The organism is Lysobacter sp. K5869, from assembly GCF_018847975.1.
Lineage (GTDB): Bacteria > Pseudomonadota > Gammaproteobacteria > Xanthomonadales > Xanthomonadaceae > Lysobacter.
Genome location: NZ_CP072597.1, coordinates 115904 through 134253, shown reverse-complemented (window position 1 = coordinate 134253; position 18350 = coordinate 115904). Strand labels below are relative to the sequence as shown.

The window sequence follows — 18350 nt, the reverse complement described above, 5'->3', positions numbered from 1 at the left end:
GATGGAGACAGGCCCGGGCCGGCGTCCTGGGGCGTCCGGCCGCGACAACAGCCGGCAACGGCGACAGCGACGACGGAACGCGCTTTGCGTGTGCACGGGAGCCCGGCGTGAAGATCGGGCCCCGTGTGCCACGTAGGCACACGATTCGTGTCTTGCGCCGATCATCACGCTTGCGGAGGAGTTGGATTTGGCGAATCGCTTCACCTCGGTGCTTCAAGTCGGTTTGAATCAAACCGGCATGGGCCAGATCGGATTGGCGCCGGCGTCCGGCGCGCAAGACCGTTCTGGTTTCGACTTGAGCTTCGTTCGCCCGGCCGCGGAGGCTGGGCTAGTATCGAAGCAGATAACCGGGGCGTGGGCGAAGGTGGACGTGGGCGAGGAGTCAGCGGCGGCGAATCAGGTCGCGACGGCGCAGCAGGACGACGAAGGATTCGTCGCGTTCCTGCGCGACAACCGCGAGGCGCTGATCGCGTTCCTGCGCAAGTCCGCCGCCTCGCACGAGGACGCCCAGGACATCGCCCAGGAAACGATGATGCGCATGCTGCGCTATCGCGACCAGCCGGCCGACGCGCTGAAGATCCTGATGTACCGCATCGCGATCAACGCGCTCAACGATCGCGGGCGCCGGCAGAAGACCCGCCACGCGCCCGAACACGTCAGCCTGGACGAGGACTACCACGCGCTGCCGTCGCAAGAACCCAGCCACGACCAGCGCGTGGCGACCGAGCAGGAACTGGCGCTGGTGCGCGCGGCGATCATGCAGTTGCCGGTGCGCAGCCGCCAGATCTACCTGCTCAACCGCATCAACGGAATGAGTTACACGCAGATCGCGAAACACTGCGGCATTTCTGTAAAGGCGGTGGAGAAGAATATCGGCCGGGCGCTCGCGCTGTTGCGCGCGCGCATGAAGGAAAGCGGCTACGAGACCTTGCAAGAGCCATGAACACGACACTGCCCACATCGACGAACGCCAACGCGCCCGGCCCGCACGACGGCCGCGCGGAAGCCTGGGTAGCGCGGCTGGACTCGCCCGAATGCACGCCGCACGAGCGCGCCGAGTTCGAGCGCTGGCTCGACGCTTCGCCGGCCCACGTCGCCGCCTACGTCGCCGCCGAGCGCGCGCATCAAGCCGCCGCGCAACTGGCCGGCGACGAAATGCTGCAAGCCGCCGCGCGCATCGCCTGGCGCCAGACCGGACGCGAACGCGCGCGCTCGCGCTGGTGGGCGCCGGCCGCGATGGCCGCATCCTTGCTGGTCGCGACCGTCGTCGGCGTCGGCTGGCTGCGTTCGCCGGCGCCGGTGGAAAGCCTGCGCTACGCGACCCAAGTCGGCGAGCAGCGTTCGCTGCGTCTGGCCGACGGCACCCAGGTGATGCTCGACACCGACACCGCGATCCTCGCCCGCTTCAGCGGCGAGCGCCGCGAGATCGAGGTCGATCGCGGCCGCGTCCAGTTCCAGGTCGCCGCCGATCCGGCGCGGCCGTTCTCGGTCATCGCCGGCACCGGCACCATCCGCGACATCGGCACCACCTTCCAGGTCCTCAAGAACGGCAGCGAGGTCAACGTCGGTCTGATCGAGGGCGAGGTGCAGGTGTCCAACGGGCTGGCCCAGGCCGGCAGCACCCTGCGCCCGGGCCAGCAGCTCAGCTACGACCACAGCGGCCGCATGACCCCGCCCGAGCCGCTCGACCTCAGCGTCGCCGAGTCCTGGCCCAGCGGCGATCTCGTGTTCAAGAACCGCCGCCTGGACGCGCTGCTCACCGAGATGAACCGCTACTCGGCGACCAAGCTGCGGCTGGCCGACCCGAACCTGGGCAAGATCACCGTCAGCGGCGTGTTCCACATCGGCGATCAGGCCGCGCTGCTGGAAGCCCTCGAGCAGGGCTGGTCGCTGAAGGCCGAACGCGCCGCGGACGACGAAATTGTCCTGCATCGCAATCCGGGCTGAGCCCCCTGGCCGTCGCGGCGGTGATATGGTTGGGCTGCGCCAACGACAGGGGGCGCACCGGTTCAGCTGTAGCCCGATCGATGCGGTTGGTGGATGGCCAAGATTTCCCATGCGTTCATCGTTTCCATCGCGCTGACGTTCTCGCCTTTGGCTTTGGCCTTGCCGGCCTCGCAAGGCGAACTTCCAGCCGATGGCTACACCATTGCCCCAGGCGCGCTAGACGACGCGCTGAACGCGTTCGCCACCCGTAATCGTTTGCAGCTGATCTATTCGCCGGCCCTGGTGGCGCGCCGGCGCACCGCCGGTTTGCGCGGCGAACCGCCCGTACGGGAAGGTCTGGCCCGGTTGTTGGACGGCACCGGCCTCACCGCGGTAGCCGTAAAAGCCAATGTCTACTTGCTGCAGCCGGCGCCGCGGCAACGGCCGCGCCCGCAGCCGGCGCCGGCCGTCGCGGCGGCTCCGGCGCCGCGCGGGCCGACCACGACCGAGCTGGACACCGTCCACGTCACCGGCACCCGCATCGGCCGCGCCGCGTTCGAGAGCTCGCTGCCGCTGACTCTGATCACCAACGAGCAGATCCGCGCCAGCGGCCACCAAACCCTGTTCGACGTGCTGCGGCTGATGCCCGGCATGAGCGGCCACCACCCGCGCAACGTCGCCACCGAGAACGGCGCCAGCCAGGTGCCCTCGGCCGCCGCCGCCTCGGCCAGCCTGTACTCGCTGGGCCCGCGCGCGACGCTGTTCCTGGTCGACGGCCGGCGCATGGCCAACTACGGCCTGGTCTCCACCGACTACGGCGCGCTGACCGACCTCAACGGCATCCCGTTGAGCATGGTCGACCACATCGAGATCGCCCACGGCGGCGCTTCGGCGATCTACGGCGCCGACGCGATGGCCGGCGTGGTCAACATCATCCTCAAGAAGGACTACCGCGGCGCCGAAGTCGGCGCCAGCTACGGCGTGTCGCAGCGCGGCGACGCCGAGCAGCAGCGCCAGTACGCCAGCTTCGGCGAACAGACGCCCGGCGGCGGCAGCATCTTCCTCAGCGTCGACCGCTTCACCCGCAATCCGCTGATCGGCAGCCAACGTTCGTGGGCGACGATGGATCAGCGCCGCAACGGTCAGGCCGACGGCCGCTACCGTTCCGGCTACGGCTTCGGTTACGCGTATTGGGTGCTGCCGAACAAAGGCTGCGCCGACGGCGACGAGGCCACCAATCCCAAGTTCGACACCGATTGCCGGCTCGACTTCCCGCGCTACGTCAGCCTGCAGCCGGGCATCGACAGCAGCGCGCTGTACACCTATTTCCGTCAGCCCTTCGGCGACAACAAGGAGTTCTACGCCGACCTGCGCGCGACCCGGGTCAAGCTCGACGTGCAGACCGCGCCGTTCAACGCGGTGGTGTCGTTGCCCAGCAGCCACCCCGACAGCTTCTACGGCCTGGGATTGAACTACTGGTTCTCCGACGTCGGCCCGATCCGCAGCCGCACCACCACCACCACCCGCGACTTCACCGTCGGCGTCAAAGGCTTCCAAGGCCGCTGGGATTGGGACGTCAGCCTCGCCCAGCGCCGCAACAAGGTCGACAACCGCATCCACGGCCTGATCAGCGAGCCGGCGGTGGAAGCCGAGGTGAAGAGCCAGACCCTGCATTTCAACAAGGCCGACACCAACACGCCGGAAGTGCTGGAGCGGATCTCGCCGCTGACCACGCTCGGCGGCGAGATGGTGCTCGACACCTTCTCCGGCAGCATCGAAGGCCCGCTGGCGCAATTGCCCGGCGGCGAGTTGAGCCTGGCCACCGGCTTCGAGGCGCGCCGCGAAGTGCTGACCAACCGGCCCGACGACGCGTTCCTCAAGGGCGACGTCGCGCTGGCGCAGACCTTCGATCTGCGCCGCGCCAGCCGCAACACCGCGGCGATCTACGCCGAGGTCAACGTGCCGCTGCACGAAACCTTGTGGATGGACGCGGCGTGGCGGGTGGACCGCAGCTCGGGTTACGGCAATCAGGTCTCGCCGATGTTCGGCCTGCGCTGGCAGCCGTTGAAGTCGCTGATCCTGCGCGCCTCGGCCGGCGAGGGCTATCGCGCGCCGACCTTGGCCGAACTGCGCCGCCCGATCACGATGGGCAACAACAAGGGCTATCTCGACGCCAAGGACGCGCCGCTGCCGTGCGCGGTGGATCTGGGCAACGGCTACTGCGAGCTCGATGTGACCTCGCGCATCAACACCAAGCTGCGCCCGGAAACCTCGACCAGCCGCAACTTCGGCGTGGTGTGGACGCCGAGCGAAGACTTCACCCTGAGCGTGGACCGCTACCGCATCCGCCGCCGCAACGAAATCCTGCCGATCGAACCGCTCGACTATCCCAAGCTGTTCCCCGAGGCGTTCGTCGGCGACGAATACGGCTATCTGGTCGGCGCGCAGCGCTATCTGGGCAACTACGGCAGCACCGAAGTCTCCGGTTGGGAGCTCAGCGCCGAATACCGCTATCAGACCCAGCGCTGGGGCAACTTCGGTTTCCGCGTCAACGGGCACTACATGGACCGGCTGCTGCGCCGCGTGCATCCGTTGGCGCCGGAACTGGACTACGCCGGCTTCGGCACGCCCAACCGCACCGTGCTGGCCAGCGTGCGCTGGAGCTATCGCGATTGGATCGCCACGCTCAACGCCCACTTCATGGGCCCGACGACGGTCTCGCGCGACCGCCCGGGTTCGCCGTGCGAACAATTCCTCGACGCGCCGATGCGTTGCCGCACGCCGAGCGCGACCTTGCTCGATCTGGATCTGGCCTACGGCGGATTCGACAAGTGGCTGATCGGGCTCAACATCAGCAACCTCAACGACCGCCGCCCGGTGAATTACGACTACAACAGCGGCGGCTACAGCCTGGTCGACGACGACCCGGTCGGGCGCTATTACCTGTTGAGCGCGATGTACCGCTTCTGAGGACGGCCGCTGCGCGGGCTCAGCCCGGCGCGAGCCACGAGAACGGCGGCCACGGCAGATTGCGCAGCACCCAGAAACCGCCGAGCAGCGGCAGCCAGAATTTCGCGCTGAGCAGCGTATCGACCGCGCGCCGCGGCAGCGGCAGGCGATAGCCGAAGCTGTGCAGCACCAGCAGCGGCAGCGCCACCATCAGCACCGGCAGCAAAGCGTTCATGGCGACGGCGTGGGCGAAATCGCCGTGGACCAGCGCGTGCAGCGCGCGGGTCATGCCGCAGCCCGGGCAGTACAGCCCGGTGAAACGATGGAACATGCAGGCCGGCAGCGGACTGCCGGCGACGTTGGGATCGACCCGTTGCAGGATCCACGTGGCGGCCGCCGCGGCCGCGCCGGCGGCGGCGACGGTGGCGGCGAGCGCGTAATGGCGGGCGGGCGCTTGCATGGGCGTCGGGGCGCGCGGGCTCAGTGGCCCAGCAGCTTCTGGAAATCGCCGTTGGGCACGAACGACAAACCGTTGATGAAGAACGACACGATCGTCCAGACGATGCCCAGCGCGGACACCGCGGTGCCGATCCAGCACCACAGCTTGGCGTTCTCCGAGGCGCGGCGCGCGCCGTCCTCGTCGCCGGCGGCGAACTTGCTGTTGACCTGGCTGCCGTACACGATCGCCACCACGCCCGGCGCGGCGCCGAACAGGCAGCAGAAGCACAGGCCCAGCACGGTGACGGTGATCGACCAGGCCAAATAGTTCTGATACGGCGAAATAGCGGCGACGGGCTGGTTCATTTCGACTCTCCCCTGAGTCCTTAGAGCCGCGCCGGAACGGCGGCGGTTGCCCGCATCCTAGCAGCGCCGGCGTCGCCCGGGCACGCCGAACGCGCGGCCCGGACGCAGATCAGCGCAGGCTCACGCACGATCCCCGCGCAGCCCGCGCACCTGGGCTTCCAGCGCTTCGGCGGTGACTCCTTGCGGATCGCGCGGCGGATCGGCCACCACCTCGACCGCGGCGCGGAACCGGCGCGGCACCCGCATCCGGCCCAGGCGCGAATCGCGCTTGCTCCACATGCTGCTCCACATCCCGCGCAGCGCCATCGGGACCACCGGCACCGGGGTCTTTTCCAGAATCTTCTCCACGCCCGATTTGAACGGCGCGATCTCGCCGTCCTTGGTCAGCGCGCCCTCGGGGAAGATGCCGACCAGCTGGCCGTCCGCCAGCGCCGCCTCGATTTCCTCGAACGCGCGCCGCAGCACTTCCGGGTCTTCCTTGGCGCCGGCGATGGGAATGGTCTTGGCGGTGCGGAAGATCCAGTTCATCACCGGAATCTTGAAGATCTTGTAGTACATGACGAAGCGGATCGGCCGCGACACGCTCGCGCTGAGGATCAGCGGGTCCATGTAGCTGACGTGGTTGCACACGATCAGCGCCGGGCCTTCGTCGGGAATGCGCTCGGTGCCTTCCACGCGCAGCCGGTACAGGCCGCGCACCAGCACCCAGCTGAGGAAGCGCATCAGGAACTCGGGCACGATGGTGAAGATGTAGATCGCGACCAAGGCGTTGACGATGCCCAGCGCCAGGAACACCTGCGGAATCGTCCAGTGGAAGAAGCGCTGCACGATCACGCCCAACGCCGCCGCCAGCACGATGAAGGCCGCGTTCTGGATGTTCATGCCGGCGATCACGCGCGACAGTTCGTTCTTCGGCGAGCGGTTCTGGATCAGCGCGAACAGCGGCACCACGAAGAAACCGGCGAACACGCCGATGCCGACCAAGTCCATGACGATCCGCCACGCGCCCTGGCTGTGGACGAAGCCGCTCACGTCCAGGCCCTTGGCCGTGGCCATGCCGGGATGGGCGAAATACAGATCGACCATGAAGGCGGTCATGCCGAACGCGCCCAGCGGCACCAGGCCGATTTCGACCGTGCGCGCCGACAGCTTCTCGCACAGCATCGAGCCCACGCCGGTGCCGATGGAGAACAGCGCCAGCGCGAAGATGTACAGCGTCGGTCCGCCGCCGAGGTTGTCCTCGGCGTAGCCCGGCAGCTGCGAGGTCAGCACCGTGCCGACGAACCAGAACCACGACACGCCGAGGATCGCGTTGCGCACCGCCGGCTGGCGGCGGGTCATGCGCATGATCTTGGCCGACTCGGGAATCGGGTTCCAATTGATCTTCAACTCCGGCTCGCCGGCGTCGGCGCGCGGAATCAAGCGGCTGACGATGTTGCCGGTGACCGCCAGCGCGATGATCGCCACCGCCGCGACGATCGGGCCGTGCGCGCCGGCCAGGGTGAAGATCAAACCGCCGAAGATCATGCCGGCGAGGATCGAGATCGAGGTGCCCATCTCGACCAGGCCGTTGCCGCCGGTGAGTTCCTCGGGCTTCAACACCGAGGGCAGGATCGAATACTTGACCGGCCCGAACAGCGTCGACTGCAAGCCGGTGCAGAACAGCGCGATCAGCAGCACGGTCATGTTCTGGGTGAGGAAGCCCACCGCCGCCAGCGACATGATGACGATTTCCATCGTCGTGGTGATGCGGATGAGCTTGTGCTTTTCCAGCTTCTCGGCGATCTGCCCGGCGGTGGCCGAGAACAGGAAGTAGGGCAGGATGAACAAGGCCGGCGCGAGGTTGGTGTAGAGCGTGCGCTGCTCGTCGCTGACGCCCAGATAGAACAGCAGGCCGATGATCGCCTGCCGGTACACGTTGTCGTTGAAGGCGCCGAACGCCTGGGTGAGGAAGAACGGCAGGAAGCGCCGTTGGGTGAGCAACGCGAACTGGTTGTGCGCCATGCCGTCCTGCTGTCCGGTCGGGTCCGCACGTCGATGTGCGGCTCATGCGAAGGATTCGCGCTGGGAGCCTAGCAAAAGGGGCTGACGGGGGTGTAGCGGGGTCGGGCGGGTAGCGCGAAAGTAGCCCGGCGAGGCTGTGGGCTTAGACCGCGCGGGGTGCGTACGGACGAAGTCTTCGCGCCGGCCGATGCCGGCGCCGGGGCTGCACGGTCGGCAGGGGGCGGGATGCGGCGCCGCATCGCCGCTTTGTATCCCACTGTATCGCCGCGCCCCGCGCCGACGCAGGCATACAAAACCCCGGCGGCGCGGACACCTTGGCGATACCCGGCGAAGGCGAAATGGTCCCACCCCAACGCCACGCCGCCGGAGCCCGCCATGACCGCTACCCCGACCGACCGCCCTCTCGACGCCACCCGCCGCGGCCTGCTCGGCGGCGCCGCGCTGGCCTTGCTCGCCGGCCCGCTCGGCGCCGTCGCCCCGGCCTTCGCTGCCGCCGCGCCGCGCGCCGTATCGCTCGCGGCGCCGGTCGCCTGGGGCCCGCTCAAGCACATCGACGCCGGCGTCCTGCGCGTGAGCTACGCCGAACTCGGCCCGCGCGACGGCACGCCGGTGCTGCTGCTGCACGGCTGGCCCTACGACGTCCACACCTACGCCGAGGTCGCGCCGATCCTCGCCCGCCAGGGCTACCGCGTGATCGTCCCTTATCTGCGCGGCTACGGCGCGACGACGTTCCTGTCCGCCGACACCCCGCGCAACGGCCAACAAGCCGCGCTCGCCGCCGACGCCATCGCCTTGCTCGACGCGCTGCGCATCGAATCGGCGATCTTCGGCGGCTGCGATTGGGGCGCGCGCACGGCCGGCATCATGGCCGCGCTGTGGCCGCAGCGTTGCAAGGGATTGGTGTCGGTGAGCGGCTACCTGATCGGCAACCAGCACGCCGGCCAAGCGCCGCTGCCGCCGAAGGCCGAGCTGCAATGGTGGTACCAGTTCTACTTCGCCACCGACCGCGGCGAACGCGGCTACGCCCAGAACCGCGGCGAATTCGCCCGCCTGATCTGGGAACTGGCCTCGCCGCAATGGCGCTTCGACGACGCCACCTTCGCCCGCAGCGCGGCCGCGTTCGACAACCCCGACCACGTCGCCATCGTCGTCCACAACTACCGTTGGCGGCTCGGTCTGGCGCAAGGCGAAGCGCGCTTCGACGCCTTGGAAGCGCGGCTCGCGCAAGCGCCGGCCATCGCCGTGCCCACGATTACTTTGGAGGGCGACGCCAACGGCGCCCCGCATCCGCCGGCCGCGGCGTATGCGCGCAAGTTCACCGGCAAGTACGAGCACCGCGAGCTGAAAGGGGGCATCGGCCACAACCTGCCGCAGGAAGCGCCGCAGGCCTTCGCTCAAGCGGTGATGGATGTCGTCGCCTTGTGACCCGCCCGAAGCCCCTGTAGGAGCGGCGCAAGCCGCGACCGCGCCCGATCGATTCGCGACGCAACGCTCGTCGCAGCCGGGGTTTCGCGGTCGCGGCTCGCGCCGCTCCTACAGGATGATCGCGCGGCTTTCGCGGACGCCGGAGGCGGCGCTCAGCGCCCGCCCGCGTCTTGCCACTCCGCGCCCTCGGCGGTCTTGTGCTCGCGCAGCGTTCGCACCCACTCCGGCTCGTGCCGCCAGCGCCGCGTCGTGCGCTGGAAGAACTGGCTGTTGGGCACCTGCAGCACCGTGTCGTCGCCGTTGGCGTGGGTTTCCTGCAGCGTCGTGTAGACGAAATTGATGTCGACCACGCGCCCCTTGAGCCCCGGCTTGTCGCCGTTCTCCAGCACTTCGATGTAGTCGTACAGACGGAACGGCCGCGTGGTGAGGATCAAGAACGCGCAGAAGATGTTCGACAACACGCTCCACGCCGCGAAGAACGCCACCGCGCCCACCGCGACGAACCCGGTCAGCGTGGTCCACACCACCGACCCGGAAATCCCGACCCGGTTGAGGAACATCAGCAGCGCGGTAATGTAGATCACCGTGCTGAGCCCGCGGCGCAGCCCCAGCGCGAACGCCGGCGCGATGTCGTAGCGCGTGGACATGCGCTTCACCAACTGGCGCAGCAGCGTGGTCAACAGCCACGCGGCGGCCAGGATCGCGAAGGCCTCGCCGATTTTCGTGGCGATGTAGGTGGCCTGGGCGAGCATGGGGGACATTGCGGGCGGTCTCGGCGGGGATGGACCGGCAGTGTAAGGGGCGGGGAGTTAGCGCGCAGTGCCGAAACCCGGCGCTGTTTGTCGAAAGTGGCCTACACCCTTTGTCGACGCCGCGGTTGGGTACGTAGTCGCGAGCAGAACCATGCGGCAGCCGGCCGGATCCACCCGGCCCGCTGTCGTAACGATGGATTCGGCCGCGGCGTATGCTGGAGGGGGAGCCGACGGGGATAGGGGCTTGTCCATGCGGATTCGCGCGTCCCTCGCCGGGAGGTGAGGCCCGTCCCCGCCGTGCACGCCGACCTGGGCTTCGGCTCGAAGCAGAAACACTGGGCGGTTTCGCCGAGCTCGGGCCGCGCAGGCCGGCCGTGCCGCAAAGATCGAGTTAAGGGACAAACATGTATCTCATCAAGGGCTTTCTTTCCATCGCCATAGGGTTGGCCATCATCGCGTTTGGCGTGATGTCGATGCACGGCGTCGATTTCGATCTGATGGAGTTCCTGGATGCGGCCACCCGCTCGAAAAGCGGCATAGCCGTTCTTGCCGTCATTCTTATGGCGGGCGGCGGCTTCCTGTTTCTGGGGTTCTTCTATTTCAATATGTATCGGGCCCGCAACGTCGATCCCGAAATCAAGAAGTTCATCGACGAAATCTGCGACTGAGCCAAGAACGCGCCCTCTGAAGCCGATCTGGCCGGTTGCCATTACTTCGATCAGCCGGGCGGCGATCCAGACTAGAGCGTGGCGTTTGGCGGAGAAGCGGGAAGCTGTGCGATGGCCGTGGGATCTGGTGGTGCGGCCGCGCTTCGCACACAATCGCGGCTCAACGACCTATAGGGGGTAGGCGTGGACCTGAGCAACGTCACTTTCAATTCCAACCACAAGCTCGAAGCGGCCGCCAAGGACGCGCTCCTAGGGCTGCGGTTGTTGGTGCTCGCGTTTCTGACCAGCATCGCGACGGTGGGGCTGGCGATCATGGCGGCGACGATGGAACTGCCGGGGCCGTGGGGGTTGGTCGCCACGCTGCTGACGGTGGTGGCGTTCGTGGCCGGCGCCTACGGCAGTTATCTGGCGGCGAGCGCGTTGGATTGGTCGGGCTTCATCACCGGTGTCATCGTGTTGTCCACGATCGTTCCGTATCTGCGGCTGATCTGCATCGTGGTGCTGCTGTTCTTCTCGGCAAGCCTGATCCGCAAGGCGGGGTATCGGATCGCGTTGTTCGGTCCGCTGCGAAAGCGAGCCGCGGTCTGAGCCATAAGCCGCCCGGCTCGCGTCGCGGGCCGGGTGGTGTGGATTTGTAGGTGGACGGCTGCCGAGCTGTTCCTATTCGGTCCGGCGGGCGGTCGACCGCCGCGATTCGTCCTTCAATTCGCCGCCACCGCCACATTCACCGCCGCCGCCACCAACACCGCATTGAAGAAATACGCCACGATCGAGTGCATCAACGCGAACCGCCGCAACGCCCGCCCGGAGATCGCCACGTCCGAGGTCTGCGCGGCCATGCCGATCACGAACGAGAAGTAGACGAAGTCCAGCGCGGCCGGGTCGCCTTCGCCGGGGAAATCCAGGCCGCGGCGCGGTTCGTTGGCGGGGCCGGGGCGCCAGTAGAGGTGGGCGTAGTGCGAGGCGGCGAGCATGTGGATGGTCGCCCAGCCCAAGGGGATCGACAGCAGGGCGACGATCAGCCAGGCGAGGCCGGGACGGTGTTCGGCGTTGATGGTCATGAACAACGCGGCCAGCGCGGTGGTCACGGTCGAGACGACGATCAGGAACAGCGCGTAGACCGGCACGTCGCTTTTCACCGCGGCCTTGCGCAGGCGCTGCCCGCTCAGGCGGTGCAGGCTGGGCAGGGCGAGCGCGAGGTAGACGACGAAGAAGCCGTTCGCGGCGACGATGACCGCGCGCTGCCAGCCCAGCCACGGCGCCGCCAGAAAGCCGAGCGCGTAGGCGGCGCCGATCAGCAGGAACAAGAACCGACGGGAATCGAGCATGGGCAGCCCTCGCTAGGCGCGCCGGTCGGTGGCGACGGCAGGGCAAGAATAGCGCCGGCGGCGGCGGGCTAGCCAGCGCGGCGGCGGGGCGTCGCACGCGCGATGCGCCGCGTGCGTCGGCGAGCCTGCCGGGGACGCGTGCCCGACGAATTGCGTTGAGTGGCGGAGATCGCCGCGGCGTTCGCAAGCTCCAACCAGTTCCACGACGACCCCGAGCGAATGACGCAGGCCGCCTGAGTCGACTACGACGCCATCGCGCCGCGCATCGCCGAGCGGCTCGCGCAACGGCAACGCGACGAACGCAAACCGCGAGAGCGACGGCGACGCGGGCAACGCGAGTTCAGCGCCAGACCGCCCACCACGGCTTGGGCTCGGCGGGCGCTTCGTAAGCCGGCACCGGGCGCAGCACCGCCCAGCCGCCTTCCGAATGCGACATGTAAAGCCGATGCGAAAACGTTCTGCCGTCGGCGTTGCGCACGTTCTGCGTGACTACGAAAAAGCGGCCGCCGAAATGCTCGACGGCGGCGACGCTGGTGGCGACGCCGAGGAAATCGGGTAGGCGCGCTTGCCGCCATTCGCGTTCCAGCGCGTCGGCGACCGCCGCGGGATCGGCGGCCGGCAGCGCGGCGTTGCCGCGCGCGCGCGGGTGGTGCAGCAGCAGTTCGGCTTCGTGCTCGAAGTTGCGGCATCGCTGGGCGAGATCGCGGTCGCCGCCACGGCAGGCGTCCTCGAACGCGTGCAGGGCGGTCTCGGGCGTGGACAGGTCTAGGTCGGGGTTGCTCAACGGGAGACTCCTGCCGGGTGAACGATCGTGCGGGATCGCGGGCGCGAAGGCGCGGTTGCGGAGCGTTCGCGACGAACGCAGGCGATCCGGGTCGCTACGAAGCTAGCACGCTCGAGTCGCGTGTCCGTCGAAGTGAGGCAGAGGGCTCGTTATCGGGGGATGAAACGGTGGCCGCGGTTCGCGCCGCACCGGCGGGGCATGGACGAAACATCGGCGCGGCTGGACTTTGGCGAGCGCCGCGAGGCACTCTGATTCCGCGCGGTGCGAGCGCGCGAACGCCGTGCCGCGCACCGGATTCAGGTACGGATCGAAGGAGACCGCATGCCGTTCGATTGGAGCTGGTTGCCTGCGTCGCTGAATCTGGGCGTGACCGCGGTGCTGTTCGTCGCGCATTTGCTCGCCGCCGCGCGCGCCTTGACCCGGCCCAACCGCACGCCCGCTTCGCGCGCGGCGTGGGTGGCGGTGATCATGCTGGCGCCGGTGATCGGCATGGTCGCGTATCTGTTGCTCGGCGAAACCAGCATCGGCCGCAAGCGCGTGGAGCGCATCGAGAACGCGTACAAGCGCATGCCCTCGACCGACGACGCGGCCAACGCGCCGCGCGAGCTGGCCGACAACGCGGCGTCGTTGTTCGAACTGGCGAGTTCGATCAACGGTTTTCATGCGGTCGGCGGCAACCGGATCGCGCTGCTCGGCGCGGCCGACAGTCCGGCCGATCAGCCCAAGCGCGATTGTCAGGCGGCGCTCGACGCGCTGATCGCCGATATCGAGCGGGCGCGCGAATCGGTGCACATCGCCTTCTACATCTGGCTCGACGACTACGTCGGCGGCCGCGTCGCCGACGCGGTCGCCGGCGCCGCGCGCCGCGGCGTCGCCTGCCGGGTGATGGTGGACGCGTTCGGCTCGCGCGCCTTCATCGCCGGCGAACGCTGGGCGCAACTCGGCGGCGCCGGCGTCAAGCTGTTGCGCACGCTCGACGACATCAACCGCTTGCAGCACATGGCCTTCAGCCGCATGGACCTGCGCGATCACCGCAAGATCGTGGTGATCGACAACCGCATCGCCTACTGCGGCAGCCAGAACTGCGCCGACGCCGAGTTCCGGGTCAAGGCCGCGTATGCGCCGTGGATCGATCTGTTGCTGCGTTGCGAGGGGCCGGTGGTGCGGCAGGCGCAGTTCCTGTTCCTCAGCGGCTGGATTCCGGAGACCGGCGAGGAAGGGCTGGAGCATTACCCCGACGCGGTAACGCCCGAGCGTTTCGATGAGCGATGCATCGCGCAGGCGTTCGAAACCGGTCCGGTCACCCGCCACAACGCGATGACCGATATGTTCGTCGCCTGCATCTATGCGGCGCGGCACGAACTGGTGATCGTCACGCCTTATTTCGTTCCCGACGAATCGATCCTGCGCGCGATCTGCGCGGCGCCGCGGCGCGGCGTGACGACGCGGATCGTGTTTCCGCAGCGCAACGATTCGTGGCTGGTGGGGCAGGCCTGCCGCAGCGCGTACGCCGATCTGCTGCAATGCGGCGTGGAGGTCTACGAATATCCCTTGGGGTTGCTGCACGCCAAAGCGATGACGTTGGACGGCGAGATCGTCTTGCTCGGCTCGGCGAACATGGATCGGCGCAGTCTCGATCTGAATTTCGAGAACAATCTGTTGGTGGCCGATAAAGCGGTCGTCGCGGCCGTGCGCCAGCGGCAGGAGAAGTATTTGTCGGTCTCGCAGCGGATCGCGCTCGCCGACGTGGAGGCGTGGCCGTTCCCTGCGCGCCTGATCCAGAACGCGGTGGCGATGATGTCGCCGGTGCTGTGAAATCCCGCGATCCGCGCTTTCGCGCAGTCGGGAATGTCGGCGCCGGGTGAATCTGCGACGCGCATCGCCGCGCGCGTTTCGTCCCCAGCCAGCTTCGCCCCGATACCCTGAGGCCTCACCTTGCAACGAGGAGGCCGCCATGTCCGCCGACAGCAAGACGCCGTTGGATCACGTGAATTCGACGCTGAACCAGCTCAAGGAAATGCGCCACTACGCCAAGAATTACGTCGAGCAGCTGACCGCGCAGTGGCTGCTGTTCGACGGCGAGTTGAAGAAGCTCAAGCAGGCGCAGCGGATCGAGGAGTTGATGACGCGGCAGGGCGAGTTGTACGACGCCCTGGATCAGGAGATCGCGGAGTTGGAGGAGGTGGCGGTGTCGTTGCAGCCGGCGCCGGAAGAGACGCCGACGGCGTTGCATTGAAGTCTGGCCGTAGGAGCTGCGTGAGCTGCGACCCCGACATCGCGGTTGCGACGTAGGCGTGGTTTCGCGGTCGCGGCTCACGCCGCTCCTACAGGGCTACACGAAAACGGCCGGGGCTCGCGCTCCCGGCCGTTTTGTTTTTCGCTCGCGAGCGGCTTACGGCTTCGCGACTTGCTGCTCGCGTTCGATCGCGCGCCAGCCGATGTCGTGGCGATGGAACTCGCCCTGCCACGAAATCCCGGCCACGCCTTCGTAGGCGCGCCGCTGCGCGTCGGCGACGCTGTCGCCCAACCCGCACACGCACAGCACGCGGCCGCCGGCGGTCACGGCCTGGCCGTCGACGAGCTGGGTGCCGGCGTGGAAGACGTAGGTGTCGGCGGGCAGCGGCGCGTCCCATTCGTTGATGGGGTCGCCGGTGCGCGGCGTGTCGGGGTAGTGCTCGGCGGCCATCACCACGCCGAGCGAGGGGCGCGGATCCCAATCGGCCTGGGTCGTGTCGAGGCGTTCGTCGAGCGCGGCCTCGACCAGATCGAGCAGGTCCGAACGCAGGCGCAGCATCACCGGCTGGGTTTCCGGATCGCCGAAGCGCACGTTGAACTCGATGACCTTCGGCGCGCCGCTGGCGTCGATCATCAGGCCGGCGTAGAGGAAGCCGGTGAACGGCACGCCGTCGCTGGCCATGCCGCGCACGGTCGGCATCACCACTTCGCGCATGACCCGGTCGTGGACTTCTTGAGTGACCACCGGCGCGGGCGAGTACGCGCCCATGCCGCCGGTGTTCGGGCCGGTGTCGCCGTCGCCGACGCGCTTGTGGTCTTGCGAGGTCGCCATCGGCAGCGCGTTTTTGCCGTCGACCATGGAGATGAAGCTGGCTTCTTCGCCGTCGAGGAATTCCTCGATCACCACGCGCGCGCCGGCGGCGCCGAAGGCGTTGCCGGAGAGCATGTCGCGGACCGCGTCTTCGGCTTCGCCCAGCGTCGTCGCGACGATCACGCCCTTGCCTGCGGCGAGGCCGTCGGCCTTGACCACGATCGGCGCGCCCTTCTCGCGCACGTAGGCCAGGGCCGCGTCGACGTCGGTGTGCACCGCGTAGTAAGCGGTCGGGATGCCGTGGCGGGCGAGGAAGTCCTTGGCGAAGGCCTTGCTGCCTTCGAGCTGGGCGGCGGCGGCGGTGGGCCCGAAGATGCGGCGGCCGGCGGCGCGGAAGCGGTCGACCACGCCGGCCACCAGCGGCGCCTCAGGGCCGACCACGGTGACCGCGACGCCTTCGTCGGCGGCGAGTTTCAGCAGGCCGTCGATGTCGGTGGCGGCCACCGCGACGTTGCGGCATTTGCCTTCGCGCGCGGTGCCGGCGTTGCCGGGAGCGACCAGGACCTCGTCGATGCGCGGGGATTGGGCGAGCTTCCAGGCCAGCGCGTGTTCGCGCCCGCCGGACCCGATGACGAGGACCTTCATGCGTACTCCAGGGAATTTAGGGGGAAATGACGGATGAGCAGCGGCTTATGCCGCATGGGATTTTACGGCAGGGGACGGGGCGGGGCGACCGGGCTGCTACCATCGCTCGCTTCCGGCCCAGGGAGGGGACCGCGCGCCCGCTTGCGGTGCCCGCGGCGCCGGGGCGGCCGCGGGTCCGGGCCGGGTTTTCCGCGGTTTCGCGCGATCGCGCCCGGTGCGGGCGGCGCGCGCGAGGCGCGGGCCCGGGCGCGAATCCAGGCGCTGGGCCGCGCGGACGCGGCCGCATCCACCGACTTTCCTTCTCGCCCCAACTCCGGAACCGACCGCATGGACTGGCTGCTGCACCTGATCGAACGCGCCATCTCTCCGATCATCGGCGCGATCAACAACGTGCTGTGGAACTACGTGCTGATCTACGGCCTGCTCGCGGTCGGCATCTTCTTCACCGTGCGCCTGCGCTTGCTGCAGGTGCGCCGCTTCCCGCACATGCTCAAGGTGATCGGCCGCGGCACCGACGGCGACAACGCCGGCATCTCGCCGTTCCAGGCGCTGTGCACGTCGCTGGCCGCGCGCGTGGGCACCGGCAACCTCGCCGGCGTCGCCATCGCGATGAGCCTGGGCGGCCCGGGCGCGTTGTTCTGGATGTGGTGCACGGCCGCGGTGGGCATGGCCACGGCCTATGCCGAAAGTTCGCTGGCGCAGCTGTACAAGGTGCGCGACGAGAACGGCCAGTACCGCGGCGGCCCGGCCTACTACATCGCCCGCGGCTTGCGCGCGCCGAAGATGGGCTGGGCGTTCGCGGCCTGCTTGCTGTTCTCGTACGGCGTGGTGTTCAACGGCGTGCACGCCAACGCCATCGCCCAGTCGGTGGGCGAGACCTTCAAGTTCTCGCAGACCACGGTCGCCGTGGTGCTGGTGGTGCTGACCGGCACGATCATCTTCGGCGGGCTGCGTTCGATCGCCAAGGTCGCCGAATGGGTGGTGCCGTTCATGTCGGCCGGCTACATCGGCCTGGCGCTGTGGGCGCTGATCGCGCACTACGACCAAGTGCCGGCGGCGGTGATGATGATCCTGCGCGGCGCGTTCGGCATCGATCAGGCCGCGGGCGGCATCGCCGGCGGCATGGCGGCGGCGATGCTCAACGGCGTCAAGCGCGGCTTGTACGCCAACGAGGCCGGCATGGGCAGCGCGCCCAACATCGCCGCGGCCGCGACGCCGGTGCCGCATCACCCGTCCAGCCAGGGCTTCGTGCAGTCGCTGGGCGTGTTCTTCGACACCATGTTCATCTGCACCGCGACCGGCCTGATCGTGCTGCTGTCGGGCGTGCTCGGCCAGGGCGGCGACGGCGTGGTCATCACCCAGCGCGCGATGACCGTGTTCTTCGGCGAGTGGGGCGCGTGGTTCGCGTCGATCGCGCTGTTCTTCTTCGCCTTCACCACGATCCTGGGCAATTACTCCTACGCCGAGAGCGGTTTGCTCTACATCGGCGGCGGGCGCAAATCGCTGTTCGTGCTGCGCATCGTCGCGCTGTGCGTGATCGTGTGGGGCGTGTTCTCGAAGGTGCAGCTGGTGTGGGACGCGGCCGACGCGGCGATGGCGGTGATGGCGACGCTGAACCTGATCGCGGTGCTGTTGCTGGCGAAGGTGGTGGTGAAGCTGACCCGCGACTACGACCGGCAGTTGGACGAGGGCAAGTCGCCGGAGTTCCACATTTCCCAGTATCCCGAGTTGGGGCATGGGGTGGATCACGAGATTTGGAAGGAGCGGGCTAAGCCGGGGGCGTAAGCGGCCGACGGGCGCGTGCGTGCGCAGGCGCTGCGTGCGGAGGCGCCGCGTGTACAGGCGCCGCGTTGTGCGGGGTTCGTCGCAGGGGCGGTGTCGCGGTCGCGGCTCGCGCCGCTCCTACAGGGCGATTTCCCCATCCTCACACCCCGTCATTCCGGCGAAAGCCGGAATCCATTTTGCCGTCGCTTCCGCGCTTCTTGCGCGAAAGAACAAAGGCAAAGGCAAAATCAAAAT

Annotated in this window: 16 protein-coding genes; 9 read left to right on the top strand and 7 right to left on the bottom strand. The window is 68.2% G+C overall.

Features of this window, described 5'->3' with window-relative positions; all coding sequences use genetic code 11:
• Nucleotides 1-187 precede the first annotated feature (187 nt).
• The 3 genes from J5226_RS00540 (at nt 188) to J5226_RS00530 (ending at nt 4896) form a co-directional block, all read left to right on the top strand.
• On the top strand, nt 188-943 hold the full coding sequence (locus J5226_RS00540) for an RNA polymerase sigma factor (RefSeq protein WP_345778191.1): 756 nt from the start codon (nt 188-190) through the stop codon (nt 941-943).
• Complete coding sequence (locus J5226_RS00535) at nt 940-1947, top strand: FecR domain-containing protein (protein WP_215837917.1); 1008 nt, start codon at nt 940-942, stop codon at nt 1945-1947. Before J5226_RS00540 ends, J5226_RS00535 begins: the two co-directional genes overlap by 4 nt.
• Before the next feature lie 93 nt (nt 1948-2040).
• On the top strand, nt 2041-4896 hold the full coding sequence (locus J5226_RS00530; protein ID WP_215837916.1) for a TonB-dependent receptor: 2856 nt from the start codon (nt 2041-2043) through the stop codon (nt 4894-4896).
• A 19-nt stretch (nt 4897-4915) separates the two neighbouring features.
• Here the strand turns inward: J5226_RS00530 and J5226_RS00525 are convergent, their stop codons facing one another.
• The 3 genes from J5226_RS00525 to J5226_RS00515 form a co-directional block, all read right to left on the bottom strand.
• Nucleotides 4916-5335 carry a DUF2752 domain-containing protein gene (locus J5226_RS00525; protein ID WP_215837915.1) on the bottom strand — a complete coding sequence of 140 codons (420 nt, stop codon included), beginning with the start codon at nt 5333-5335 and terminating at the stop codon, nt 4916-4918.
• Between the two features lie 20 nt (nt 5336-5355).
• Nucleotides 5356-5679 carry a CD225/dispanin family protein gene (locus J5226_RS00520; RefSeq protein WP_215837914.1) on the bottom strand — a complete coding sequence of 108 codons (324 nt, stop codon included), beginning with the start codon at nt 5677-5679 and terminating at the stop codon, nt 5356-5358.
• A 120-nt stretch (nt 5680-5799) separates the two neighbouring features.
• On the bottom strand, nt 5800-7683 hold the full coding sequence (locus J5226_RS00515) for an MFS transporter (RefSeq protein WP_215837913.1): 1884 nt from the start codon (nt 7681-7683) through the stop codon (nt 5800-5802).
• 375 nt (nt 7684-8058) lie between these two features.
• On the opposite strand from J5226_RS00515, the gene J5226_RS00510 reads away from it, so the two are divergent.
• Complete coding sequence (locus J5226_RS00510; RefSeq protein ID WP_215837912.1) at nt 8059-9108, top strand: alpha/beta hydrolase; 1050 nt, start codon at nt 8059-8061, stop codon at nt 9106-9108.
• Between the two features lie 152 nt (nt 9109-9260).
• Here the strand turns inward: J5226_RS00510 and J5226_RS00505 are convergent, their stop codons facing one another.
• The gene (locus J5226_RS00505) at nt 9261-9860 is read right to left on the bottom strand and encodes a mechanosensitive ion channel family protein (protein WP_255323076.1); all 600 of its coding nucleotides are present in this window, start codon (nt 9858-9860) and stop codon (nt 9261-9263) included.
• A gap of 404 nt (nt 9861-10264) precedes the next feature.
• On the opposite strand from J5226_RS00505, the gene J5226_RS00500 reads away from it, so the two are divergent.
• Complete coding sequence (locus tag J5226_RS00500; RefSeq protein ID WP_215837910.1) at nt 10265-10528, top strand: hypothetical protein; 264 nt, start codon at nt 10265-10267, stop codon at nt 10526-10528.
• Between the two features lie 183 nt (nt 10529-10711).
• A complete protein-coding gene (locus tag J5226_RS00495; RefSeq protein WP_215837909.1) occupies nt 10712-11116 on the top strand; it encodes a hypothetical protein in 405 nt (134 codons plus the stop codon).
• A 113-nt stretch (nt 11117-11229) separates the two neighbouring features.
• Here J5226_RS00495 and J5226_RS00490 read toward each other — a convergent pair whose 3' ends face one another.
• Together J5226_RS00490 and J5226_RS00485 are read right to left on the bottom strand one after the other, a co-directional pair.
• Entirely contained in the window at nt 11230-11856 is a 627-nt protein-coding gene (locus J5226_RS00490) for a DUF1345 domain-containing protein (protein ID WP_215837908.1), read from the bottom strand.
• Between the two features lie 340 nt (nt 11857-12196).
• A complete protein-coding gene (locus J5226_RS00485) occupies nt 12197-12640 on the bottom strand; it encodes a hypothetical protein (RefSeq protein WP_215837907.1) in 444 nt (147 codons plus the stop codon).
• A 321-nt stretch (nt 12641-12961) separates the two neighbouring features.
• On the opposite strand from J5226_RS00485, the gene cls reads away from it, so the two are divergent.
• Both cls and J5226_RS00475 read left to right on the top strand, forming a co-directional pair.
• Nucleotides 12962-14455 (top strand): cardiolipin synthase, encoded by a 1494-nt coding sequence (gene cls / locus J5226_RS00480; protein WP_215837906.1) that lies wholly within the window; start codon nt 12962-12964, stop codon nt 14453-14455.
• A 139-nt stretch (nt 14456-14594) separates the two neighbouring features.
• Entirely contained in the window at nt 14595-14876 is a 282-nt protein-coding gene (locus J5226_RS00475) for a hypothetical protein (protein WP_215837905.1), read from the top strand.
• A 156-nt stretch (nt 14877-15032) separates the two neighbouring features.
• On the opposite strand, the gene purD is transcribed toward J5226_RS00475, so the two are convergent.
• Nucleotides 15033-16331 carry a phosphoribosylamine--glycine ligase gene (gene purD / locus J5226_RS00470; RefSeq protein WP_215837904.1) on the bottom strand — a complete coding sequence of 433 codons (1299 nt, stop codon included), beginning with the start codon at nt 16329-16331 and terminating at the stop codon, nt 15033-15035.
• Nucleotides 16332-16658: 327 nt separating this feature from the next.
• Between purD and J5226_RS00465 the strand changes: the two genes are divergently transcribed.
• A complete protein-coding gene (locus J5226_RS00465) occupies nt 16659-18116 on the top strand; it encodes a sodium:alanine symporter family protein (RefSeq protein WP_215837903.1) in 1458 nt (485 codons plus the stop codon).
• Nucleotides 18117-18350: the final 234 nt, after the last annotated feature.